We start from the raw sequence: 22,948 nt of genomic DNA on the forward strand, positions 1-22,948 counted from the left end.
TCGCGGCAGCCGGCATCAACCCAGCAGGGTTTCCAGCACCGCCATGCGCACGGCCACGCCATTGGCGACCTGGCGCAGCACCCACGACTGCGGGCCATCGGCCACTTCGTCGGTGACTTCCACGCCGCGGTTGATCGGGCCCGGGTGCAGCACCGCCGCGTCCTTGCCGGCACGCTTCAGGCGCTCGTTGGTCAGCCCGTACTGCGCGTGGTACTGCTCCAGCGACGGCACCAGCCCTTCTTCCATGCGCTCGCGCTGCAGGCGCAGCATCATCAGCGCATCGGCACCTTCCAGCAGCGCGTCGAAGTCCTGTCCGACCACGCAGCCCTTGAGGGTTTCATCATCGGGCAGCAACGACTGCGGGCCGCACACGCGGATCTCGCCCACGCCCAGCGTGCGCATCGCGTGCAGGTCGGTGCGGGCCACGCGCGAGTGCTTCACGTCACCGACGATCACCACCTTGAGCTTGGAGAAGTCCGGCCCCTTGGCCTGGCGCAGGGTCAGCATGTCGAGCAGGCCCTGGGTCGGGTGCGCGCTGCGACCGTCACCGGCGTTGACCAGCGCGGTGCCCTCGCCGGCCGCAGCGGCCAGCGCCGCCACCGCGCCGTCGTCCGGATGGCGGATGACGAAGCCGCGCACGCCCATCGCTTCCAGGTTCTTCAGCGTGTCGCAGGCGGTTTCCCCCTTGCGCGTGGACGAGGTGGAGGCATCGAAATTGAGCACGTCCGCGCCCAGCCGCTGCGCGGCGAGCTGGAACGAACTGCGGGTGCGCGTGGACGGCTCGAAGAACAGCGTGCACACCGCGGTGCCGGCCAGCACCGCGCGCTTGTTGCTGATCCGACCCACCGCCGCGTCACGGATCTGGCCGGCGCGGTCGAGCAGCTGCAGCAGGGTCTCTCGGGGCAACCCTTCCAGGGTCAGCAGGTGGCGGAGGCGTCCTTGGTCATCGAGTTGCGCAGCAGTCATGGCGGGAGATCTTCGGCAGTCAGGAAATGGGGGTGGCGTCGTGCGGGGCCGACAGCCAGCGCTCGATGATGACCGCGGCGGCCACGGCATCAAGATTGGCGGCATCGCGGCGGCGCTTGCGGCCTTCGGCACGTTCCACCGCAAAGCGGTGCGCGGCCTCGACCGAGCTGGAGCGCTCGTCAACCAGCAGCACCGGCAACTTGTAGCGCTGCTGCAACTGCCGGGCGAAGGCATGCGCGCGCTTGCGGTTGGGCTGGTCCTCGCCTTCCAGGGTCAGCGGGTCGCCGACGATCAGGCCCTGCGGCCGCCACTCCTTGTGCAGGCGGTCCAGCGCGGCCCAGTCCGGTCCGTTGGCATGCACGTCAACCACGGCGATGGCGCGTGCACCGACGCCGAAGGCGCTGCCGATGGCCACGCCGATGCGGCGCGAGCCGACGTCGAAGCCGAGTACGGTGCTGTCGGTGGACAGGCGGGCCGGCTCAGGCACGGCCGCTGTACCCGGTCAGGCGGAACAGGTCCACGCCGATCCGCGCGGCGGCCAGCTGCCAGCGTTCTTCCAGCGGCGTGGCGAACAGCAGCGCGGCATCGGCCGGAACGGTCAGCCAGCTGTTGTCGGCCAGTTCCTGTTCCAGTTGCCCGGCCCCCCAGCCGGCGCAGCCCAGGGTCACCAGCGCGTTGCGCGGCCCCTGGCCGATGGCCATGGCCTCAAGGATGTCGCGCGAGGTGGTCAGGTACAGGCCGTCGGCAACGGTCAGGCTGGAATCCCAACCGCGCGCGTCGTCATGGATGACGAAGCCACGCTCGGTATGCACCGGCCCGCCATTGAGCACCGGCACCGCGCGCAGGTCGCCGTCGTCGCAGTCGATCTCCATCTGTTCGAAGACCTCGCCCAGCGTGAAATCGGAGGCCTGGTTGACGACCACGCCCATGGCGCCGTTCTCGTCGTGCTGGCAGATCAGCGCGACACTGCGCGCGAACGTGCCATCGGCCAGGGACGGCAGGGCGACCAGCAGGTGGTTGGACAGGGGCAGGGACAGCGCGGACATGGCGCACATTCTAGCGGTTACGCGTGTCCGGGGCGTGCAGCGGCGATAATCGGGCCACGTCCCTGCTGATCCGCGCCCATGCCCACGTACTGCGACATCGCTCCCGGCCATCCCGTTCACGACCATTACCACGCCCATGAGTACGGCTTTCCGCAGCACGCGGAAAGCGAGCTGTTCGAGCGCCTGCTGCTGGAGATCAACCAGGCCGGGCTCAGCTGGGAAACCATCCTGCGCAAGCGCGAGGGTTTCCGTGCCGCCTACGACGGCTTCGACGTGGACACCGTGGCCGCCTACGGCGAGGCCGACGTGGCCCGCCTGATGGGTGATGCAGCGATCATCCGCAACCGGCTCAAGGTGCAGGCCGCGATCCACAACGCGCAGGTGATCCAAGGGCTGCGCCGATCCCATGGCGGCTTCTCGGCCTGGCTGGACGCGCACCACCCGTTGAGCAAGGCCGAATGGGTGAAGCTGTTCAAGAAGACCTTCCGTTTCACCGGCGGCGAGATCACCGGCGAGTTCCTGATGAGCCTGGGCTACCTGCCCGGTGCGCACCACGAAAGCTGCCCGGTGCATGCGCGCGTGCTGAAGCTCAAGCCGAAGTGGTTGAAGGGCTGAAGACCGGGTAGGAGCGGATTCAGCCGCGAAGCGGGGATGGGCTGGAAAGCGCCTCCCCCCTTCCCGGCCGCCCCCTTTGCTTCGCGGGGAAATCGAGCGAAGAGCACCCTTCCCCAACCCTCCCCTTGCTGCGCAAAGGGAGGGGGAGAGGCCGCATTACTGCGCAGAAAATGGTGTTGCTGCCGCCTGATCGATCGCAGGAACAGCCCCCTCCCTTTGCGCAGCAAGGGGAGGGTTGGGGAGGGGTACGCCGTTCGCGCAATATTCCAAAACAAAAAGGCCAGTCCCGCTTCCGCAGGACCGGCCTTTCCACTCGCCTCCAGCCCTCAACGGACCTCGGCGATCTCCACACCATCCAGACCCTGCGACAGGGTCTTGGCATCGCCCCCCTGGGAGAGCTTGATGCGCAGGCGCACCTCGTTCTGCGAGTCGGCGTAGCGCAGTGCGTCGTCGTAGCTGATCTCGCCGGCCTGGTACAGCTCGAACAGGCTCTGGTCGAAGGTCTTCATGCCCAGTTGCACCGAGTCCTTCATCACTTCCTTGAGCTTGTGGATCTCGCCGTCGCGGATGTAGTCCTGCACCAGCGGCGTGCCCAGCAGGATTTCCATCGCCACGCGGCGGCCCTTGCCATCGGGCTTGGGCACCAGCTGCTGCGCGACCACGCCCTTGAGGTTCAGCGACAGGTCCATCAACAGCTGGTTGCGGCGGTCTTCCGGGAAGAAGTTGATGATGCGGTCCATCGCCTGGTTGGCGTTGTTGGCGTGCAGCGTGGCCAGCACCAGGTGACCGGTTTCGGCGAAGGCGATGGCGTGGTCCATGCCCTCGCGGGTACGGATTTCGCCGATCATGATCACGTCCGGCGCCTGGCGCAGGGTGTTCTTCAGCGCCGCTTCCCAGCTGTCGGTGTCGATGCCCACTTCACGCTGGGTGACGATGCAGCCTTCGTGCTTGTGCACGAATTCGATCGGGTCCTCGATGGTGATGATGTGGCCGCTGGAGTTCTGGTTGCGGTAGCCGATCATGGCCGCCAGCGAGGTCGACTTGCCGGTGCCGGTGGCGCCGACGAACAGGATGATGCCGCGCTTGGTCATGGCCAGCGTCTTGATCACCGCCGGCAGGTTCAGCTCCTCCACGGTGGGAATGCGCGTCTCGATGCGACGCAGCACCATGCCCACCTGGTTGCGCTGGTAGAAGCAGCTCACGCGGAAGCGACCCACGCCGGACACGCCGATGGCGAAGTTGCACTCGTGGGTTTTCTCGAATTCCTCGCGCTGTGCCGGCGTCATCACGTTCAGCACCAGGTCGCGGCTCTGCTGGCTGGTCAGCGGGGTCTGGGTGATCGGCGACAGCTTGCCGTTGACCTTCATCGACGGCGGCATGCCGGCGGTGATGAACAGGTCCGACGCTTTCTGGTGCGCCATCAGCTTGAGGAACGAGGTGAAATCAATGGTGCTCATGGCATGCTCCCTCGGAGCCAATAAGGGTGGTCACGAAACAGGGTTGCGACGACTGGAGGCAGGTTGCGGCCGGTGCCATGCACCGTTGCCGGGCCCCTGCCCCGCCTTGCCTGCTTACTCGAACAGCCGCTTGTCCTTGGCGTATTCCTTGGCCTGATTGCGGGTGATCAGGCTGCGCTTGACCAGGTCCTGCAGGTTCTGGTCCAGGGTCTGCATGCCCACCTGCTGACCGGTCTGGATGGACGAATACATCTGCGCCACCTTGTCTTCGCGGATCAGGTTGCGGATGGCCGGGGTGGCCACCATGATTTCGTGCGAGGCGATACGGCCGCCGCCCACCTTCTTCAACAGCGCCTGCGAGATCACCGCGCGCAGCGATTCGGACAGCATCGAGCGCACCATCGGCTTCTCGCCGGCCGGGAACACGTCGATGATACGGTCGATGGTCTTGGCCGCCGAGCTGGTGTGCAGGGTGCCGAACACCAGGTGGCCGGTTTCCGCGGCGGTCAGCGCCAGGCGGATGGTTTCCAGGTCACGCAATTCGCCGACCAGGATGATGTCCGGGTCTTCACGCAGCGCCGAGCGCAGGGCCTCGTTGAAGCCGTGCGTGTCGCGGTGCACTTCGCGCTGGTTGATCAGGCACTTCTGCGAGGTGTGCACGAATTCGATCGGGTCCTCGACGGTGAGGATGTGGCCGTATTCGTTCTTGTTGATGTGGTCGATCATCGCCGCCAGCGTGGTCGACTTGCCCGAGCCGGTCGGCCCGGTCACCAGGATCAGGCCCTGCGGCTGCTCGATCAGCTGGCGGAAGATCGGCGGGCAGCCAAGGTCTTCCAGCGTGAGCACTTCGGAGGGAATGGTACGGAACACCGCACCGGCGCCGCGGTTCTGGTTGAAGGCATTGACGCGGAAGCGCGCCAGCGACGGGATCTCGAAGGAGAAGTCGACCTCGAGGAACTCTTCGAAGTCGCGCCGCTGCTTGTCCGACATGATGTCGTAGACCAGCGCGTGCACCTGCTTGTGGTCCAGCGCGGGAATGTTGATGCGACGGACGTCACCGTCGACACGGATCATCGGCGGCAAGCCGGCCGAGAGATGGAGGTCCGAGGCCTTGTTCTTGACCGAGAACGCCAAAAGTTCAGCGATATCCATACGCCGCTATGTCCCCTGCGTTGCGAGTATCTGGAAGGTGTTTCCCCTGGCGGGCAGTATAGCCTTCCCGCGTAAGAGGTTGATGTCTTTGCAAACCGTGTCCCTGGCCTCACTCCAGCAGCAGATCGACGCTGTTTCCCGGCCTGGCCAGCCGGTCCGCCTGCTGGCCGTTTCCAAGCTGCAGCCGGCCGCGGCGATCGCCGCGCTGGCCGCACAAGGTCAGCGCGCGTTCGGTGAAAACTACGTGCAGGAAGCGGCCACCAAGATCCAGGAGCTGGCCGCGCTGGCGCTGGAATGGCACCTGATCGGCCACCTGCAGTCGAACAAGGCCGAGGTGGCCGCGCGTAGCTTCCACTGGGTGCAGACCGTGGACCGGCCCAAGCTGGTCGAGGCCCTGGCACGGCATCGGCCGCCGGCGCTGCCGCCGCTGAATGTGCTGATCCAGGTGAACATCGACGACGAGGACAGCAAGCACGGCTGCCAGCCGGCGCAGGTCCCGGCGCTGGCCGAGGCCATCGCCGCGCACGCGCGGCTGCGCCTGCGCGGCCTGATGGCCATCCCGGCCCCGTTCCCCGAGCACGACAGGCGCCAGGCCGCCTTCACCCGCATGCGCGGCCTGTTCGACGCGCTGGCCGCCCGCCATGCCCACGTGGATACTCTGTCGATGGGCATGAGCAGCGATTTCGCCGAGGCCATCGCCGCCGGTTCGACCATGGTGCGGGTGGGTACCGCGCTGTTCGGCCAACGCCCGACTCCCTGATCCAACCGAGATTCCACGATGACCAGCACGCCGCACGCCGCCCTTCCCGACACCGACATCGCCTTCGTGGGCGGCGGCAACATGGCCCGCAGCCTGATCGCCGGGCTGGTCCGGCGCGGCATGCCGGCCCCCCGCATCCACGTCGCCGAGCCGGTGCAGGCGCTGCGCGAGGCACTGCAGCAGGACTTCGGCGTGAATGTCCACGAGGACGCCGCCGGTGCCGCCGGCCAGGCCGGGCTGTGGTTGATGGCGGTCAAGCCGCAGGTGATGCGTGCGGTCTGCGGCGAGCTGGCCGCCCACGCCGCGGCACGGCAGCCGGTGGTGGTCTCGATTGCCGCCGGCATCACCGCCGGGCAGCTGGACCGCTGGCTGGGCGGCGACCAGGCGGTCGTACGCGCCATGCCCAACACCCCGGCCCTGCTCGGTGCCGGCGTGACCGGGCTGTTCGCAAACGCACGCGTCTCGGCCAGCCAGCACGCGCAGGCCGAACAGGTACTGGCCAGCGCCGGGCGCACGGTGTGGATCGACGAGGAAGCCAGGATGGATGCGGTGACCGCCGTGTCCGGTAGCGGTCCGGCCTATGTGTTCCTGTTGGCCGAGGCGATGGAGGCGGCCGCGCTCGAGCAGGGCCTGCCCGCCGAGGCGGCGCGCACGCTGGTGCTGGATACCGTGCTCGGTGCCGCGCGCATGCTCACCGAAGCCGGCGAGGCGCCGGCCGAGCTGCGCCGCCGCGTCACCTCGCCGGGAGGCACCACCCAGGCCGCCATCGAGACCTTCCAGGCCGGCGGCTTCGAAGCACTGACCGCCCGCGCCATCGACGCGGCCACCCGACGTGGCCGCGAGCTCTCCGCCGCCAACGACTGACCCCACCGCCCACCCGGAGGTCCGCATGTCCCGGTTCCCGCTGCTGCTGTTGTCCGCCGTGCTGTCATTGGCCGCCTGCTCGGCGCAGGAAACCCCGCGCCCGGCCTCGCCGGTGCAGCCACAACCGGGGCATGCCGACCTGGGCAGCCTGCGCGTGCACTACAACCTGCTGCCCACGCTGGCCATGAACGAGGCAGTCGCCCGCAGCTACGGCGTCAACCGCGAAGCCGACCGCGCCCTGCTGGTGGTCGCGCTGCGCCAGCTCAGCAACGGCGAGGAGCTGCCGGCCGGCGGCAGCGTGCAGGCCACCGCGACCGACCTGTCCGGCCAACGCCAGCAGGTGCTGCTGCGTGAAGTCCGGACCGGCCCCTATACCGACCTGATCGGCGTGCTCGATGCCCATCCCCGCGACCAGCTGCGGCTGGAACTGCAGGTGGCTGCGCCAACCGCGCAGGGGACGGTGCGTTTCGCGCGAAATTTCTGAATCCGGCCGAAACCGGAAATGTGACGTCGGGGCCGGCCGGATGACATTGGCAGGACAAGGCCATGACCTATCGGCCAGCCACCTTTTCCCTTCCACATCAATTGGATAGCAGGGCTTTCGGACAACACCCGGCGCCCCCTCCCTATTCACGGATGTTGATGCGCGTCAACACAAAGTCAAATTGACAGGGATTTGAGGCAAACCATACTGCCCGCCTTTCCCTCTTCCGCCCGCGCCCGCCGGATGCGGTCTGCGTCGGACAAGGTTCCATGACCTCCCCTGTTCAAACTGCTGTCCCCTCGTTGCTGCAGCTGGAAGGCTGGGGCATGAGCCGTGGCCGCCGTACGGTGCTGGCCCACCTCGACCTGACCCTGGACGGCCCCGGCATCGTGGTGCTGATGGGTCCCGGTGGCACCGGCAAGTCCTCGCTGCTGCAGGCGCTGTCCGGCCAGCACAACGCCCATGGCGAACGCTGGGGGCGACTGCTGTTCAACGGCGCACCGCTGGAGGCCGCGCAACGACCGCCGGTGCTGGTCCACCAGCAACCACGCGAACTGGGCTTCAGCGTGCAGGAAAACCTGGCCGCCGCACTGCGCCAGCATCCCGGGGGCAGCCAGCACATCCTGCGCGAGGACATCGTCGCGCGCCTGCAGGCACTGGCCGCCGACGCCCTGGTCGAGCACCTGTCGCACAGGGTCATCGACCTGCCGCGCGTGCTTGCCCGCCAGTTGGCCATCGTCCGCGCGGCCTTCAGCGGCAGCCCGCTGCTGCTGATCGACGAGCCCACCAGCGAGCTGGAGCCACACGAGGCCGAGGTCGTGCTCGGCCTCATCGAGCGCCTGGGCCGTGACCATGCCTGCCTGGTCACCCTGCACCACCAGGGCCAGGCCCGTCGCATCGCCTCGCGGGTGATCCTGCTGGCCGGCGGCCACGTGCAGGTGGATGCCGACACGGCCGCCTTCTTCAGCAACGCCATGCAGCACCCGGTACTGGCGCAGTTCCTGCGCACCGGCAGCTGCCATGTGCCGGCGCCGGACGCGCGCGCCGAGGAACTGGCCGACAACGTGCCAGCCCCTACCCCGCTGCAGGTCGCTCCCTCAGCGGAGGTTGCGCCGCCACCCGCTCCGGCACCCGTGGTGCAACCGGTCCGCCTGTCGGCGACGCCGTCGCGCCGTGGCCCCAATGGCTTCCATTGGCTGGTACCCGGCAAGCTCGCCGGTTGCCCGATGCCGGGTGTGGTGTTCGCACCCGACCACGACCTGGCGCTGCTGCGCGGCATGGGCGTCACCGTGCTGGTCAACCTGACCGAAAACCCGATGCCCGACGCGCTGCTGGCCCCGCACGGCCTGCGCAGCTACCACCTGGGCATCGCCGACCGCGGCGCACCGCCGCTGCTGTGGGCCAAGCTGCTGCTGGCCAAGATCGAAGTGATGCTGCGCGAGGGCGAAGTCGTCGCCGTGCATTGCCTGGCCGGGCTCGGCCGCACCGGCATGGTGCTGGCGGCATGGCTGGTCCGCGAAGGGCTCACCGCCGACGAAGCGCTGCGCCGCCTGCGCACCCTGGAACCGGGCTTCGTGCAATCGCGCGAGCAGGAAGACCTGCTGCACGCCCTCGAAGAAAACCTGCTGATCCGCGCCTGCTGACCCTCCCTTTCCGCACGCGGGCCTCCCCGGCCCGCGCGCATTGCGTTTGCCTCCCCCTCAAGGAACCACCCCATGTCCCTCGATACCACCCTGCAACAGGCCGTTGCCTCCGTTCCCGAATGCGTGGCCGCCGGCTACGTCGACATCAGCTCCGGCATGCTGCTCTCGGTCCGTACCGTCGATTCGCATCCGCGCGAAGTGCTGGACCTGGTCGCCGCCGCCACCGCCGACCTGTACCAGGGCCCGAACATCCGCAGCATCGAGCAGATGTTCCGCCGCGCCCGCGGCCTGCAGGAACAGGAAGGCGCACATTACTTCCAGGAAATCATCGTCAACAGCGAGAACCTGATCCACATCTTCATGCGCGGCAAGCGCTACCCGGACTACGTGATGGTGTTCGTCTGCCGCCGCACCGCCAACCTGGGCATGGCACTGACCCGCTCGCGGCTTGCGATGCCGGGCATCGAAGCGGCCATCTGATCCGCTTGCGCAACGAACAAGGCCACCTCGCGGTGGCCTTGTTCGTTGATGCCGGAGATGGCGCTCTCAGTGCTGCACGCCGTCCACCTCGCGCAGGTCCTCGCGCAGGATGCGCCGTACTTCCAGCACCGCCTCCGGGGTTTCCTGCACGCTGTGGCCGGAGATCACCACCTTCTCCGACAGCGCACCGTCCAGGTGCGCGCTCCAGTACGGCACCAGCCCGTCATCGGACTGCGCGGTGGGCACGTCGGCTTTGCGCTGGGCGATGATCGAGTGGTACTTCAGGCCCGGCGCGATCGGCAGGTCCGCCGACTTCTGGATGAAGGGGTCGCTGGCCTTGAGGTTCTCGATGCTGTTGCCGACCTGCGGTTCCTTCGGCTTCTTGCCGGCCTCGCCGGGCTCCTGCAGCTCCAGGAACACTTCGCCGAACTTGCCCAGGATGGTGAACGGCAACCGCACCAGCCGGCCGATCATCCGCCCCAGCCGGTTGCCCGCCGCATCAGTGCCCTTGTGCGGGGACGCGATGAAGATCGCCCGCTCCACGTTCGGCTGCGGGGTGAAGTTCAGCAGCGGCCCGAGCCGGCCCTGCACCCGCGTCAGCCGCTCGCCCTCCAGCTTGAAGCGCTGCACCGCGTCGTTCCACAGCACATCGCCGGAACTGCTGAGCATCAGCCGCGCGATCACCCCACCCATGCTGTGGCCGATGAACACCATGTCATGCGTGGCCGGCGCGGTGCCGTTGGGGTCGAAGTGCTTCAAGGTCTGGTTGAACGCGTTGCTCACCGTGTACCGGTTCAACGCGATCGGCGCGTTGGTCGGGTAATACACCGACCACACCTGGTAGTGCCGGCGCATTTCCGGGTCGCCCATGATCTCGTTGGCCAGGTTCACCCAGGCCTCCGGGCTGCTGGCCAACCCGTGCAGCATGAAGATGATGCGGCGGTTCGGATCGTACGGCTGCATCAGGTAGATATGCGGCTCGCGGATGCCCTCGCCGCGGCCAAACAGCGTGCGCAACGACTCGGTGGCGAACCCCGATTGGGCGAGCCACACGCCGTAGGCGGCGGTGAAGTTCGCCGCCAGCGGCACTTCCTGGCCGCGCAGCATGATGGTGCTGGTGAGGTCGGGCGAGTACGCCTCCAGGCGGATGTCGCGCGTGGCCAGTACTTCCTCCAGCGTGTCACCGCTGAAGTACAGCAGCGTGGTCGCGTTGATCGCCGGCATCTCGCTGAACACCGGCAGGGTCGGCCCGCCCTCGCCTTCCACCGGCACCGCCAGCGGCGCTTTCTCCAGCACCACCACCAGCTCTGCGCCAAAGCCGTCGCGACGGTAGGAACTGCGCAGGCCGGCAAAGCTCACCGACGAGGCGGCCACCAGCTGGCTGGGGATGCCGGTCAGGTTGAGCTGGTCGAACTCGCTGCGGATGGTCCAGCGGTCCACCTGCACCGGCTTGGTCAGGTCCTCGCCTTCCAGCGCCCGCGCCTTGCTGCGCTGGAACACCACCGACGAGGCCTGCTCGGTGGCGTAGTTGTAGTAGTCACGCACCTGGGTGAGGCGGTCTTCCAGTGCCCGTTGCGCCGGCGTGCGGCCACTGAAGAACAGGTACGCATACGAATAGCGCGCCGTCTCCAGCCAGGCGTCCAGTGCCGCGGGCGACAGCTCCGGCGCCTGCCCGGGCTTGGACTTGGGCGTGACCGCCAGGGCCTCCTGCATCCACAGCTCGGCCAGCGTCGAAAGCCGTTGCTCGGTCTGCAGCCCGTCGATGGTCGCCACGGTCTGCCGGCAGGCCGGCAGGTCCTTGCCGCAGGCACTGGCGGTCAGGCCGATCACCGACAGCGCTTCCTGCGACAGTGCGCTGAGCTTGCCGTCGGTCAGGATGTCGCCGCGCTTGAGCGCCACGTGGTCGGTGGCCGTGACCGACTTCATCTTCACCATCGCGCAGCCGCTGGACAGCAGCAGCGCCGCGACCGCCATCACCGGCAGCAGCCGGCGCATCCATGCTTGCGCAGTGGGACTCATGGAACGTTTCCTTGGGGGGAGATGCCGGGTACGCCCTGGCGTATCCGTGCCGAGAAATCGGGGCCATCATCGGCCTGGCGTGCCCGCTGGGTGATGCGGCCAAGCCGGTGCAGGTGTTCGTAGGGAACACCCGGGGTCAGCCCGCCGACATCCTGCGCATATTCGGCCAGGTAGCCGGAGGCCAACAAGCGGTAATCCAGCGGCAGGCCCGGCACGATGCGTCGCATCAGCTCGAACACCACCGTGGTGCAGTTGCTGGTAAGCGTGTTGTAGAACGCCGGGGCCTGCTCCAGCGCCTGCCCGCGCTCCACGTAGAAGCGCAGCAGCTCGCGCATCTTCTCCGGTGTCAGCCCCTGCAGCCGGTACAGGTAGACATCCTCGCCGCGCACGTTGCTGCGCACCTGCACGATGTCGCGCTCGTCCGAGGCCACCAGCACCGCCTCGAACTTGCGGAAGAACCCGCCCAGCGCCGAGAACGACTCCCCCTGCTCCTTGCGGATCTCCAGCGAGAACACCAGCTGCCGGCCATCGGCGAAGCCGAAGGACACCAGCGTGTGGGCGATGGCCGGGCCCATCCAGTAGGACAGGATCATGTCCACCGACTGCACCTGCGACAGGTCGTACTCGCGCCGTTCCCAGCGCACGTCGTAATCGGTCTTGCTGCGCCACTGGAAGTCGCGCACGTTGTCGATCACCAGCCGGTCGCCCTCGATGCGCGCGTGCAGCGGCTGGGCCACGTCGTCGGCCCAGTCACGGTCCTGCTGCGGGGTGATGGTCGACCACCACGCCAGCATCAGCGCGAACACCCCGCCGAACACCGCCAGCGAATGCCAGCGCCGCCGGGGTGAAAAACCGGCGCGCACCGCCCATACGCTGGGCACGCACCACACCAGGATCGCCACTACCCGCGCCACCACGCTCCCGGGGAACTGGTACCACAGCGCGAAGCCGCCCCAGATACCCACCAACAGGCAACACAGCGCCAACAACGCTCCGCCCACACCACCCAACACGCGGCGCATGCGCTGCTTCCCTTCCTGGACCACACCCACCTCCGCACGACCGTGCACTGGCTATCGGCGGCTACCCACCGCCCTGGAATACCCTGCCCGTCAGGCCAGGGACACCGGCCCCTCGCGGGCGGGCGTAAAGATAGCCTGCTGAATGCGGAAAGCCGAGTGAAACCGCCCCGGGCCCTGCCCGCCGAACGGGAACCGGCGTTCCAGACCCGGAGGCCGGGACAAAACAACGGCCATTCCCCTCGCAACGCAGCCCGGATACACCCGACGCACCGGGACCGGCAATCCCGCTGCGCACCTTGCCCCGGTTAGCGCCGCAGGTACGCCATTCCCACCGACCGCGGGGCGGTGAGGACAAACCCGAACTGCGCATACAGGTCCTGCGCCTGCCCATCTGCGATCAAGCTGACATAGCCACTGGCCGGCACCTCGGCCTCGATGTACTTCATGATCTCGCCCATGATCCGCTTGCCCAGCCCCTGCCCCTGGTGCGCGGGCAGCACCGCGATATCCACCACCTGGTAGAAACAGCCGCCATCACCGATCACCCGCCCCATCCCGATCACCTCATCGCCGTGCAGCACCTGCACCGCGAACAAGGTATTGGGCAAGCCGCGCTCGGCCGCCGCATCGCTCTTGGCACTCAACCCGGCACCCACCCGAAGCGCGCGGTACGTCTGCACCGAAGGCGTCTGCAGCAGGCAGGAATAGGAAGCCGAAGGATTCATTCATTGCACTCGCGATTGGAGAAAGACGGAGATGCAAGTAGACGCCGACTGGCGCCTGAAGTCGATGTGACGTCGGTGGGTCGCCAAGCCTAGCGCCCAGCACCACTCGTTCGAGGGAACGCACGGCACCCGGACGCTCTACGTTCCGAGCACGCGGCCTGCAAGTCAGAGTGGGTGCCTCGCACCCGCATGCGTCATGGCACCCCTGCGCTGCGCTTGCCGGCTACGCGACCCGCTGACGCCGGCCAAGCGGTTTCAACACCACCGTCCGCCGCAGACCCGCAGGGTGACACCGCATTTCAGTGGATATTCGGCCCTTGGATCCCGTCCTCCAGCCACGCCTCGATCTGCGGCAACAGCGCAACAACGGACGCCGCCAACTGGTCGTAACGGCTCTGCTCGCTGCCGAAAGCCTTGAAGCTGAAGCCGCGGAAATCCTTGTGCTGCTCGGTATCGATCAGGCGCTTTCTCAACAGCGGGTCCGTCTCGAACACCCTCTTCGGCACTTCGCCGGACTCCGGATCAACCCAAGCCGCGGGAACGCGGCTGAACTCCAGGATGAAGCTGCCGCCATACGTCCAGTACTGGATCGACAGGAAGTCGCGGTGAGCGTCACTGGCGCGAACGAAGTGAGCCGCGCCGCTGCCGCCGAAGCCGAGTTGGCGCAACGCGGGCAGCAGAACTTTCTTGATTGAAATAGCCATCAGTTGGCCGGGGGTTATCACGCAGTCGCATCCCTTCATGAACCATTGCCGCAATCAGACCCCGGTACAGGCGCCTTTGCCAACATGCACCTGGCTCTGCCCCCTGTTCCCGGAAACAAATCGCCCCTCAGTTTTCCGACGGCCCCTTCAGCTCGATCGTGTTCCCGTCCGGGTCGAGGAAGTACAGCGAAAGGCCATCGCCCTCGGCACCGAAATTGACCTCGGTCTTGCCCACCGCCGAGACGCCGTGCTGTTCAAGGTGAGCGACAAGGCGGGCCTCATCGAACGGCTCGATGCGCAGGCACAGATGATCGACATTCCGCCCCTCCTTCCCGGCCGCCGCGCCACCGCGCGACCCCAGCGGACCGTCCAGGCTCACCAGGTCGATCATCGACGCACCGGCACGCAGATGGACAAGCCCCAGATGCTCACGCCGTCGGACAACCTCGCAACCGAGCACGGCCCCGTAGAAGCCGATGCTCCGCTCCAGGTCACTCACCCGGAACACCACGTGATCGATTCGCTGCACGACGAAGGGGTTTGGCATGGAAGGCTCCTGTGGGGGGCTATTCTGCATTGATCCAACTCAGCCTGTCGTGGTGGATGCGGGGCATGCTGAGCTTTCTCGTGCAATTGCTGCGGCGGGTTGGTACCAGCAGCAATTATTGCCGGCTATTTTCGATTAGAAGACAGTCGAAATCGTACTCTGACCCATGTTTTCGCAACTAGCCAGATCCCGACCAACTAGACGGCGGGCACCGCAGACAGTGCGGCCGCCATCTAAGTCGGCGGCTTCTCGCTCTTCACCATCTACATGCGCGAGTCGGTGTCGATCCAGCTGTTGAAAGAGCTGTATGCCGAGACCGGCGAAGGGGGCTTCATCTGCCACACCCGCCTGGACGTGGCATCCGCATATCCCAAGGCCGTCACCCTCATCAACGGCGTGACGGGAGACGAGTAAGGCACAGGACCAGCCGACGGTGTCCGCAACAACACCGGCAGCCAAGGCGCGGAACTTTCTGAAGGGCACCGCGTGACCTGACGCAGGGAGGGGGAGGCCAAAGCTCAAAGGCCTCCCCTTCCGACACGTGCGCCCTCCTTTCTTCACGCATCCGCAATTGAAAATATGGGGTCTCTCGCCCTAGGAGCACCATGGCCAAGCCACGAACCCCCACCAAGAAAGCCAAAGTATCTGGCGCAACGCTGAAAGACTCTGGCCGCTACAAAGGCCGCAAGGAGCCAACCAACCCTAGCCTCGTCGGAACGCCATATAAGGGGATGACACCAGCCGAGGTGAAGGTGTGGAAGGAATGCGCCGAAAACATGCCATGGCTCAACGTCTCGCATCGCTTGCTACTGCGACAAGTGAGCATCCTCGCCGCAAGAATGGAAACCGACCCAGAGCTGGGAATATCAGCAATGCACGCGCTCAGCGCAATGCTGTCGAAACTCGGCGCCACACCCACTGACGAGTCGAAGGTGGATCATCCCCAGGGCGAAGAAGACCAAGACGAGCATTTCTTCCACTAGCAAATGAGCAAAAGCAACGGAGCTCACCCTCCAAACAATCGACGCTCCAGAAATCCTTTATCAGGAAGCGAGCCGCTTTCAATGATTCGGAACAGAACCCGCCTGTATAAATCAACCGTGGCCAGCAGGGCCTCGTCGGAGAACTTGTTGCTGCCATGTGCAGCTGCGGAACGAGCGTCATACAGCTTGAGCACCTTCTTTTGTAGCGCCGCCCGCTCATCGCCGGCTTCCTCAAGATATGCGGCTACGTTGCAAGATACGCGAAACCGAAGCTCCGATTTCTCAGCGGTGAAAACTGCCTCTAAGGCGCCCCACATAGAGACGAGCATCATTGCCTTACTCGGCATGATTTGTGCGGTCTCAAAAGTGTCCAAAAGAAGCGAGAACTCAGGCGACCGCATTCGAAGCCGTACGGCAGCGGACCAATGATCTGCAACCCAGCTGGCACTGCTGGATGAAAAGTGAAGCGAATCAGATCTATCAACAGCGAATCGAACTGGCCTCGAGCGGCTTTGAATGACTCTCAGATCGCCAGACTTCCCCTTTGCAGCTAGTTCAGCGGTCGCGACTAGAGACTCAAATGCAACTTCGATATCTGGATCGCACCAAAGCCTGAGCAACGTCACGATAGTCATGGCGATCAATTGGCGCTCGCCTTGAGTTTCTGCCAAAGCATCAGGCACGACAAGCTCAGCCAGTATGTCCCCACCGCCGCCCAACGGAAAGCTCATCCACGGCCCAGGATGATGTGACCCAGCTTTGAGCGGCGGCGCAAAGGCGAAATTGGCTGTCTGGAATCGATGTGCATAGGCGGCACGAAGATTCACTCCACCCCCTAGGTTCACCACTTCGGAGTCCAAGCGGACACCAATCAAGCCAATGTACATAAGCGCGCCACCCAAAAGGTCGAGGAAAGCAACATGGGCAGCCTTTCGAAACGATGCACTACTCTCGCTTCAATCATTGTTGAACTGATAGTAGTCATGTTGCTCCGCATAGTTTCGCATGTAGGCATCCATTGCAGAGCTGTCCTCCGGGTCAATCAGTTCGTAATAGTCACTCGGACTGAACTCGGATCTCCTAGTAAAGTGATCTGCGACCCCTGCAGCGCGCAAGGCTTGGTATCCAACGAGCCGAAGCCCGCATGCAGAGCACATAAACCGTGTCGGAAGGACTGTCTGCCTAACAGTAATGAAGCCGTCACCATGCTCCACACGCTGTTTACCAACGTCATCCCCTTGGACTGTTGCCACTGACTTGCAAGCAGGACACTCAACCCTATGGTGCCGCTGGTGTGCCAGTTCATCGCCTGAAACCCGCGCCTTCTCGACGAGTTCCGCGCGTTCTACCTCCGGCTTCGCAACGAACACCGTCGCATGCGCAGCAATGTCCGCCTTCACTGCGCCAACGAGGTTCTTCTCTGCCTCACCGAGGGTCGCATTGGCTGCATTAGCTTCGTCAGGGCCTAGCAAATCATCGAGAGCGTAGCCCAGCGATTCTGAGAGGATCGAGCAGGTACGGAAGAATCCAGGAAGCCAATCCTGTACTGGGAAAGTAGCGAAAGCTGCAGAACCCGTATGCAACTCTTCATTTCTCCGTCCACTAAGTGTTTGAGCAAGTCTCACCTCATCTTCCGTGAACTTGGTAATGAGCACTTTGCAGAGGCCAAGTACTTGTGTCGTGTTCACTGACTTAGGGTTTGCGGTTCCATATCCGAGAATATGCAGCGCATGCCTCTGATCCTTCTCTGGTTCCGCGAGCAGGAGAGGGCTCACATTGGCGACGGCAGCGCGACAGAGCAGCTCCAGCCCCATTGATGCCCATAGGGGGAAAACATCCCCCTCCCGATCCTCTTTAAAGGCTCGATCCAGAAAGAGAACAGACTTCTGCCAAAGTGAATCTTTATCCCAACTCATTGCCGTCCCCCTAGGTACATCCTCAAGATCGATCTTTCACAGTCGGAAGCATCTACAGCCTCACGTCCGTGCAAGCATAGCCAGTTGTCGATCAGCACGGCATTGTTGCCAGTCCAATGGAAAATGATTGAACTGCTAGCACGTTGCTCTTCAACTAGCGCAACGAAGTCCCGCGCAGCATTGTTGGCTGGCTCCATATGAGCTGGATCGTAGCGAACCGATCCGGGCACAACATGATCCAACAATGGGCTGCAATAGATGGCACCTCCTATCCGCTTGCTTCGAAATATCGCGCGCGAAGCGCACGCATGCGAAAGGAGGCGCGCTACGTGTTCCGGGCCAAGTATCACTGTCGGTGTCGAGCTTGCTGTTTGCGCTTGCATTAATACAAAGCGGGCTGGAACTGACCAAAAGGCTGTGTCTGTGTGGAGCGGAAACGGACCGTACCCATGAATATTGCTGAAGGCGTGGCCCCGACCAACTCCGACAGACAACGGGCGAACCCTTTGGACAGCCCCCACGTGGCCTACACCCAAATTGGCGCAATACAAGGTCATTGCATTCAGATCGTCAAAGCTCGCAAGCTCATGCCAACCGCAAGACTGGGTAGGCCACTGGTCTGTCACCTCACACTCTCCCCACACGAGTGAGTGCGAATAATGGCATGGAGAATTCACATCGCAAATGAGCCGGCATTCGAACCGAAGCGGAGGACGGGAACATATAGCCCGCCCCTTCAACCCGGAACGAGAAGCCCCTGTTCGAGAGCGGCAGGAACAGTCCTAGTTGCTAGAACTGACTCAGTCAAAGCCGACGCTGATTAAATCAGAGCTTGAGCGCCATCGGCAGAGTTCTTCCAGACATCTCGCGTAATGCCCGCAGGCAAAAGCATAGAAACGAGAGCCGCACTTACTCTGCACTTACGAAAAAACCGGCTTTCGCCGGTTCTTCTGCAACACTTTGATTTTTATGGTGGGCGGTACAGGGATCGAACCTGTGACCCTTGCCGTGTGAAGGCAATGCTCTACCGCTGAGCTAACCGCCCGTGTTGCGAGCCGCTCATTATAGGGGCTTGAGCGAGCACGTCAACGGTTTTCACAAACAATCTTCACATCGTCTGCGTGGGCTTGTCCGAGCCCGAGGTGCCGGCCAGCAGCGTCTCGATCTTGTTGCGGATGCCCTCGCCGTCCACGCCGTCGGCCAGCTGCACGCCGATGCCGGCCTGGCGGTTGCCCTGCGCGCCCAGCGGGGTCACCCAGACCACCTTGCCGGCCACCGGCAGGCGCTCGCTGGAGTCCGGCAGGGTCAGCAGCAGGAACACTTCATCGCCCAGGAAGTAGCGCTTGGGCGTGGGCACGAACACACCGCCGTTCTTCACGAACGGCATGTAGGCGCTGTACAGCGCGGCCTTGTCCTTCACTGCCAGCGACAGGATGCCCTGGCGTGCGTTCATCGCACTCATCGATTGGTCCCCTTGGATTGCATCTGGTTGGCCGCGTTCCACGCCAGCAGCAGCTCCACCACGGCGAGGTCGGCGCGCACCGTGGTGCGCAGCAGGTCGCGGGTGCGGTTGGCCGCATCAAACCAGGCGGCCAGCTTGTTCAATCGCGCCGGATCGGTCAAGCCGTCGGCAGCCTTCTTCAGGGCCAGGTCGGCGGCATGGCGCAGGCGCAGATCGGCGTGCTCATCGCCGGTCCAGCGCTGGGCCAGCTCGACGCTGCCCAGCTTGCCCAACGACAGCTGTTCCAGCTCGCTGGCCACCTGCCGGCGCAGGGCCATGCCCTCGCCCTGCAGCCACCGGTCGGCCAGCGCCGGGTGGCCGCGCGCGGCATCCAGCGCCTCGCGCGAGACGCCCTCGGTGTAGCCGCGTGCCTGCAGCCAGGCCAGCGCTTCCTCGCGCGGCGGCAGCCGGAACTCCAGCCGCTGGCAGCGGCTGCGGATGGTCTGCGGCAGCCGCGCCGGGTCGGCGCTCACCAGCCACAGGTAACGGCCGGGCGCCGGTTCTTCCAGCGTCTTGAGCAGGGCGTTGCAGGCGGCGCGGTTGATTGCATCGGCCGGGTCGACGATCACCACCTGCGCCACCCCGTATTGCGGGGTCAGCGCCAGCTTCTGCGAGATCTCGCGGATCTGCTCGATGACGATCTCGGTGCGCAGCTTGTCGCCGGTCTTGTTCGGGATGAACGAGGTCAGCTGCAGGTCCGGGTGGGTGCCGGCGGCAATGAGCTGGGCATTGCGCTGCCGGGCGGCGGCATCAACGCCATGACCAAGCACGTGCTCGGCCAGCTTCAAGGCCACCGCGCGCTTGCCCATGCCCGCCGGCCCGCACATCAGCAAGCCGTGGCCCAGCCGCCCGGCGTCGAGCGCGGCCACGGTCTGGTCATAGGCGCGTTGCTGCCAGGGGGCGAAGGGCTCACTCATGCACGCGCTCCTGTTCAAGCCAGTGGCTGACCGCGCCGCGCACCTGGGCGGCGACGCCGGCCTGGTCCTGGCTGGCGTCGATCAGGCTGAAGCGCTGCGGGTCGTTCTGGGCGCGCTGGCGGAACTGCGCACGCACGCGCTGGAAGAAGTCGTCCTGCTCGGTCTCGATGCGGTCCGGCCACAGGTCGCGGCCATTGGCGCGGGCGCGGCCGACGGCCACGTCCACGTCCAGCAGCAGGGTCAGCCCCGGCTGCAGGCCAACGGCGCGCTTTTCCAGGTCGGCGATCCACTGCGGGTCCAGGCCGCGGCCGGCGCCCTGGTAGGCGTAGCTGGAATCGGTGAAGCGGTCGCTGACCACGAACGCGCCGCGCTGCAGGGCCGGCCGGATCACCTGCCGCACATGCTGGGCGCGCGCGGCGAACACCAGCAGCAGCTCGGCTTCCGGCGACAGCGGCTCGCCGGCGATCTCCGCATCCGGCGTCAGCACCAGCCCGCGGATGCGCTCGGCCAACGGCGTGCCGCCCGGCTCGCGGGTCAACACCACTTCATGGCCCTGTGCCCGCAGCAGGTCGCGGATGGCGTTGATCGCCGTGGTCTTGCCGGCACCCTCGCCGCCTTCCAGGCTGACGAAACGCGGATGCCGGAGCAACGCTTGGTTCATTGTTGTACTGCCTCGTTGTTCTTCCCGCGCAGCCGCTGCAGGTAGCGTGCGACCGCGGCGTTGTGTTCGGCATAGGTAGCCGAGAACGCATGCGCGCCACTGCCGTCGCCCACGGCGACGAAGTACAGCGCATCCCCTGCCGCCGGCCGGGCGGCGGCGTGCAGAGCATCACGGCCCGGCATCGCGATCGGCGTCGGCGTCAGGCCGGCGCGCGTGTAGGTGTTGTAGGGCGTGTCGGTGGTCAGGTGCACCTTGCGGATGTTGCCGTCGTAGGCGCTGCCGATGCCGTAGATCACGCTCGGGTCGGTCTGCAGGCGCATGCCCATCTTCAGGCGACGGGCGAACACCCCGGCAATCTGCGGGCGCTCGCTGGCCAGGCCGGTTTCCTTCTCGATGATCGATGCCAGCGTCAGCAGCTCGTACGGCGAGCTGAGCGGCAGGTCATCGACACGGTCGGCCCAGGCCGCGGCCAGCTCCTTCTCCATCGCGGCATGGGCGCGCTTGAGCACGTCCACGTCGGTGTCACCGCGCTGGTAGACGTAGGTTTCCGGCAGGAAGCGCCCTTCCGGGTGCTGGTCAGGGAAGCCCAGCGCCGCCATCAGCGCGCTGTCGCTCATCTCGGTGGTGGTGTGCCGCAGCGGGTCGGCGCGGTTGAGCGCGGCGCGCAGCTGGCGGATGTTCCAACCCTCGACGATGGTCACCCGGTACTGCAGCACCTTGCCCTGGCGCATGTTGCGCAGCAGGGCCTCCGGGGTGGGCGCCGGTTCCAGCGCGTACTCGCCGACCTTGATCTTGCCGGCCGCATCCAGCTCCCGCGCCAGCCACTGCCATTGCAGGTCATGGCCTTCGTCGATGCCGGCCGCGCGCAGCTTGCCGAGCACGGTACTGAACGAATCGCCGGAAGCGACCACCACGCTGGGTTGGCTCGGGGTCACCGGGGTCACGGCGAAATCCACCTGCCGCACCCACACCAGCGCTACACCCGCAGCGCCGGCCAATGCCACCAGCAATACCACCACCGCCAGCACTGCCAGACATCCGCGCTTGGCACCCGCCATGGTCACCCCGATCAATTCAATCCGGTGCGCAGGATACCGCGTGGCCGGCAACGCCGGCCAAAGGCCGCCTTCATTCGACCGGATCCAGCGCCCGCAGCAGGCCGCGTGCCTTGGCCCGGGTCTCGTCCAGCTCCTTGGCCGGGTCCGAATCGACCACGATGCCGGCGCCGGTGCGGAACGTCGCCGCCGCGCCCTGCACCTCGGCGGTGCGGATCAGGATGTTCAGGTCCATGTCGCCGTCCCGGTTCAGCCAGCCGAAGGCACCGGTGTAGGCCCCGCGTGCGGTCTGTTCCAGCTCGGCGATGATTTCCATGCAGCGCACCTTCGGGCAACCGGTGATGGTGCCGCCCGGGAAAGTGGCGGCGATCACCTCACCCGGCGTCACCTCCGGACGCAGGCGGGCGCGCACGTTGCTGACGATGTGGTGGACATGGGCGTAGCTTTCCACCGTCATCAGTTCATCGACCTCGACGCTGCCGGCCGCGGCGATGCGGCCCAGGTCGTTGCGCTCCAGGTCGATCAGCATCACGTGCTCGGCACGTTCCTTCGGGTGGCCGACCAGCTCCTGGATGCGCGCGGCATCGTCGTCCCCGGCGAACCGCGGGCGGGTGCCGGCGATCGGCCGGGTCTGCACCACGTCACCGCTTACCGATACCAGGCGCTCCGGCGAGGAGCTGACCACCGCCCGCCCGGCGGCGACGAACAGGCCGGCGAATGGCGCCGGGTTGGCGGTGCGCAGGCGCGCATACAGCGCCTCCGGCGGCAGTGCCGCGTCGAAGTGCGCCTGCCATCGCCGCGACAGGTTCACCTGGAACACGTCACCGGCATGCAGGTAATCGATCACCCGGCGCACGCCATCGGTGAAACGCTGGCCGGCGTCTTCGGTGATGTCCGCCGGGGCCTGCCAGCGCGGCAGCGGCGCCAGCGCGGTGGCGTCCTGTAGGTGCTGCTGCAGGTCGGCCAGCAGCCCGGCATGGTCGTCCTCGGCCACCGCCACGCAGCGCCCGCTGTCGCGCTCGCGCAGGATCGCGGCGGGGCAACGCAGGGCCACGGCGGACGGCAGGCCATCGGCGCGCGCCGGCAGGTTCAGGACCGGCTCGACCTGCCCGGCCAGTTCGTAATCCAGCAGCAGCGCCCAGCCGCCGCGGAACGGGAATTCAGCGAACAACGGCGCGCGCGCGGTGCGCAGCGCCTGCCAGTGCTGGTCAAGGACGTCGAGGAAGGTGCCGGCCAGCACGCTACCGTCTTCACGATGCACCTGGCCATCGGCTTCCAGCCGCAGCTGCCCGCCGTCGGCGATCAGCAGCATGTCCCACCGGCCCTGCTTGCCGGCAGCGGTGGATTCGAGCAGGACGGGATAGCGATGCGGCGCGAGCCGATGCAGCCCCAGCAGGTCGGTGTCGGCGTGCAGGGGGAGGATGTGCATCG

25 protein-coding genes and 1 tRNA gene are annotated in these 22,948 nt (G+C 65.9%); 8 read left to right on the forward strand and 18 right to left on the reverse strand.

The features are described from left to right. Positions 1–15: 15 nt before the first annotated feature. From IB227_RS04780 to IB227_RS04790, 3 genes are read right to left on the reverse strand one after another with little or no spacing between them, the layout of a single operon-like run. On the reverse strand, positions 16–966 hold the full coding sequence (locus tag IB227_RS04780; protein WP_132864771.1) for an aspartate carbamoyltransferase catalytic subunit: 951 nt from the start codon (positions 964–966) through the stop codon (positions 16–18). Positions 967–985: 19 nt separating this feature from the next. Further along, positions 986–1,453, reverse strand: a complete 468-nt coding sequence (ruvX, locus tag IB227_RS04785; protein ID WP_192286507.1) for a Holliday junction resolvase RuvX — start codon at positions 1,451–1,453, stop codon at positions 986–988. Further along, positions 1,446–2,012, reverse strand: a complete 567-nt coding sequence (locus tag IB227_RS04790) for a YqgE/AlgH family protein (RefSeq protein ID WP_192286508.1) — start codon at positions 2,010–2,012, stop codon at positions 1,446–1,448. Before IB227_RS04790 ends, ruvX begins: the two co-directional genes overlap by 8 nt. Positions 2,013–2,090: 78 nt before the next feature. On the opposite strand from IB227_RS04790, the gene IB227_RS04795 reads away from it, so the two are divergent. Further along, a complete protein-coding gene (locus IB227_RS04795) occupies positions 2,091–2,627 on the forward strand; it encodes a DNA-3-methyladenine glycosylase I (RefSeq protein WP_192286509.1) in 537 nt (178 codons plus the stop codon). Between the two features lie 326 nt (positions 2,628–2,953). Here the strand turns inward: IB227_RS04795 and IB227_RS04800 are convergent, their stop codons facing one another. Further along, entirely contained in the window at positions 2,954–4,084 is a 1,131-nt protein-coding gene (locus tag IB227_RS04800; protein ID WP_132864775.1) for a PilT/PilU family type 4a pilus ATPase, read from the reverse strand. A 114-nt stretch (positions 4,085–4,198) separates the two neighbouring features. Next, positions 4,199–5,236: a type IV pilus twitching motility protein PilT gene (locus tag IB227_RS04805; protein WP_132864776.1), complete on the reverse strand. Its 1,038-nt coding sequence runs from the start codon at positions 5,234–5,236 to the stop codon at positions 4,199–4,201. An 82-nt stretch (positions 5,237–5,318) separates the two neighbouring features. Between IB227_RS04805 and IB227_RS04810 the strand changes: the two genes are divergently transcribed. The 5 genes from IB227_RS04810 to IB227_RS04830 all read left to right on the forward strand — a co-directional run bounded on the left by IB227_RS04810 (position 5,319) and on the right by IB227_RS04830 (position 9,467). Further along, positions 5,319–5,996 (forward strand): YggS family pyridoxal phosphate-dependent enzyme, encoded by a 678-nt coding sequence (locus IB227_RS04810; RefSeq protein ID WP_192286510.1) that lies wholly within the window; start codon positions 5,319–5,321, stop codon positions 5,994–5,996. Between the two features lie 18 nt (positions 5,997–6,014). After that, positions 6,015–6,860, forward strand: coding sequence for a pyrroline-5-carboxylate reductase (gene proC / locus IB227_RS04815; RefSeq protein WP_192286511.1), 846 nt, complete (start codon positions 6,015–6,017; stop codon positions 6,858–6,860). Between the two features lie 25 nt (positions 6,861–6,885). After that, entirely contained in the window at positions 6,886–7,344 is a 459-nt protein-coding gene (locus tag IB227_RS04820; RefSeq protein WP_132864779.1) for a DUF4426 domain-containing protein, read from the forward strand. A 269-nt stretch (positions 7,345–7,613) separates the two neighbouring features. Then, complete coding sequence (locus tag IB227_RS04825) at positions 7,614–8,987, forward strand: ATP-binding cassette domain-containing protein (protein ID WP_192286512.1); 1,374 nt, start codon at positions 7,614–7,616, stop codon at positions 8,985–8,987. 72 nt (positions 8,988–9,059) lie between these two features. After that, entirely contained in the window at positions 9,060–9,467 is a 408-nt protein-coding gene (locus IB227_RS04830) for a hypothetical protein (protein ID WP_132864781.1), read from the forward strand. A 66-nt stretch (positions 9,468–9,533) separates the two neighbouring features. On the opposite strand, the gene IB227_RS04835 is transcribed toward IB227_RS04830, so the two are convergent. The 5 genes from IB227_RS04835 to IB227_RS04855 form a co-directional block, all read right to left on the reverse strand. Beyond that, positions 9,534–11,486 (reverse strand): alpha/beta fold hydrolase, encoded by a 1,953-nt coding sequence (locus IB227_RS04835; protein ID WP_192286513.1) that lies wholly within the window; start codon positions 11,484–11,486, stop codon positions 9,534–9,536. Next, the gene (locus tag IB227_RS04840) at positions 11,483–12,508 is read right to left on the reverse strand and encodes a DUF4105 domain-containing protein (RefSeq protein ID WP_192286514.1); all 1,026 of its coding nucleotides are present in this window, start codon (positions 12,506–12,508) and stop codon (positions 11,483–11,485) included. The genes IB227_RS04835 and IB227_RS04840 overlap by 4 nt, the downstream gene beginning before the upstream one ends. Before the next feature lie 305 nt (positions 12,509–12,813). Then, positions 12,814–13,233 carry a GNAT family N-acetyltransferase gene (locus IB227_RS04845; protein WP_132864784.1) on the reverse strand — a complete coding sequence of 140 codons (420 nt, stop codon included), beginning with the start codon at positions 13,231–13,233 and terminating at the stop codon, positions 12,814–12,816. 299 nt (positions 13,234–13,532) lie between these two features. After that, a complete protein-coding gene (locus IB227_RS04850; RefSeq protein ID WP_192286515.1) occupies positions 13,533–13,937 on the reverse strand; it encodes a DUF4304 domain-containing protein in 405 nt (134 codons plus the stop codon). Positions 13,938–14,064: 127 nt separating this feature from the next. After that, positions 14,065–14,484 carry a VOC family protein gene (locus tag IB227_RS04855; RefSeq protein ID WP_192286516.1) on the reverse strand — a complete coding sequence of 140 codons (420 nt, stop codon included), beginning with the start codon at positions 14,482–14,484 and terminating at the stop codon, positions 14,065–14,067. A 267-nt stretch (positions 14,485–14,751) separates the two neighbouring features. On the opposite strand from IB227_RS04855, the gene IB227_RS04860 reads away from it, so the two are divergent. Together IB227_RS04860 and IB227_RS04865 are read left to right on the forward strand one after the other, a co-directional pair. Then, entirely contained in the window at positions 14,752–14,898 is a 147-nt protein-coding gene (locus IB227_RS04860) for a hypothetical protein (protein ID WP_192286517.1), read from the forward strand. A gap of 191 nt (positions 14,899–15,089) precedes the next feature. Beyond that, the gene (locus IB227_RS04865) at positions 15,090–15,467 is read left to right on the forward strand and encodes a hypothetical protein (RefSeq protein ID WP_225591588.1); all 378 of its coding nucleotides are present in this window, start codon (positions 15,090–15,092) and stop codon (positions 15,465–15,467) included. Between the two features lie 23 nt (positions 15,468–15,490). On the opposite strand, the gene IB227_RS18595 is transcribed toward IB227_RS04865, so the two are convergent. From IB227_RS18595 to IB227_RS04910, 8 genes are all read right to left on the reverse strand, one after another. After that, positions 15,491–16,294 carry a HEPN domain-containing protein gene (locus tag IB227_RS18595; RefSeq protein WP_192286518.1) on the reverse strand — a complete coding sequence of 268 codons (804 nt, stop codon included), beginning with the start codon at positions 16,292–16,294 and terminating at the stop codon, positions 15,491–15,493. Between the two features lie 129 nt (positions 16,295–16,423). Then, a complete protein-coding gene (locus tag IB227_RS04875; RefSeq protein WP_192286519.1) occupies positions 16,424–17,383 on the reverse strand; it encodes a hypothetical protein in 960 nt (319 codons plus the stop codon). A 970-nt stretch (positions 17,384–18,353) separates the two neighbouring features. Then, positions 18,354–18,428: transfer RNA gene (locus tag IB227_RS04885), tRNA-Val, on the reverse strand. Between the two features lie 63 nt (positions 18,429–18,491). Further along, positions 18,492–18,845, reverse strand: coding sequence for a PilZ domain-containing protein (locus IB227_RS04890; protein ID WP_192286521.1), 354 nt, complete (start codon positions 18,843–18,845; stop codon positions 18,492–18,494). Then, complete coding sequence (locus IB227_RS04895) at positions 18,842–19,801, reverse strand: DNA polymerase III subunit delta' (RefSeq protein ID WP_192286522.1); 960 nt, start codon at positions 19,799–19,801, stop codon at positions 18,842–18,844. The genes IB227_RS04890 and IB227_RS04895 overlap by 4 nt, the downstream gene beginning before the upstream one ends. After that, complete coding sequence (gene tmk / locus IB227_RS04900; protein ID WP_192286523.1) at positions 19,794–20,462, reverse strand: dTMP kinase; 669 nt, start codon at positions 20,460–20,462, stop codon at positions 19,794–19,796. The genes IB227_RS04895 and tmk overlap by 8 nt, the downstream gene beginning before the upstream one ends. Further along, positions 20,459–21,520 (reverse strand): endolytic transglycosylase MltG, encoded by a 1,062-nt coding sequence (mltG, locus tag IB227_RS04905; protein WP_192287274.1) that lies wholly within the window; start codon positions 21,518–21,520, stop codon positions 20,459–20,461. The genes tmk and mltG overlap by 4 nt, the downstream gene beginning before the upstream one ends. Before the next feature lie 70 nt (positions 21,521–21,590). Next, entirely contained in the window at positions 21,591–22,946 is a 1,356-nt protein-coding gene (locus IB227_RS04910; protein WP_192286524.1) for an aminodeoxychorismate synthase component I, read from the reverse strand. Positions 22,947–22,948 lie beyond the last annotated feature (2 nt).

Origin of the sequence: Stenotrophomonas sp. STM01 (assembly GCF_014852135.1) — a bacterium.
Taxonomy (GTDB): Bacteria; Pseudomonadota; Gammaproteobacteria; order Xanthomonadales; family Xanthomonadaceae; genus Stenotrophomonas; species Stenotrophomonas capsici.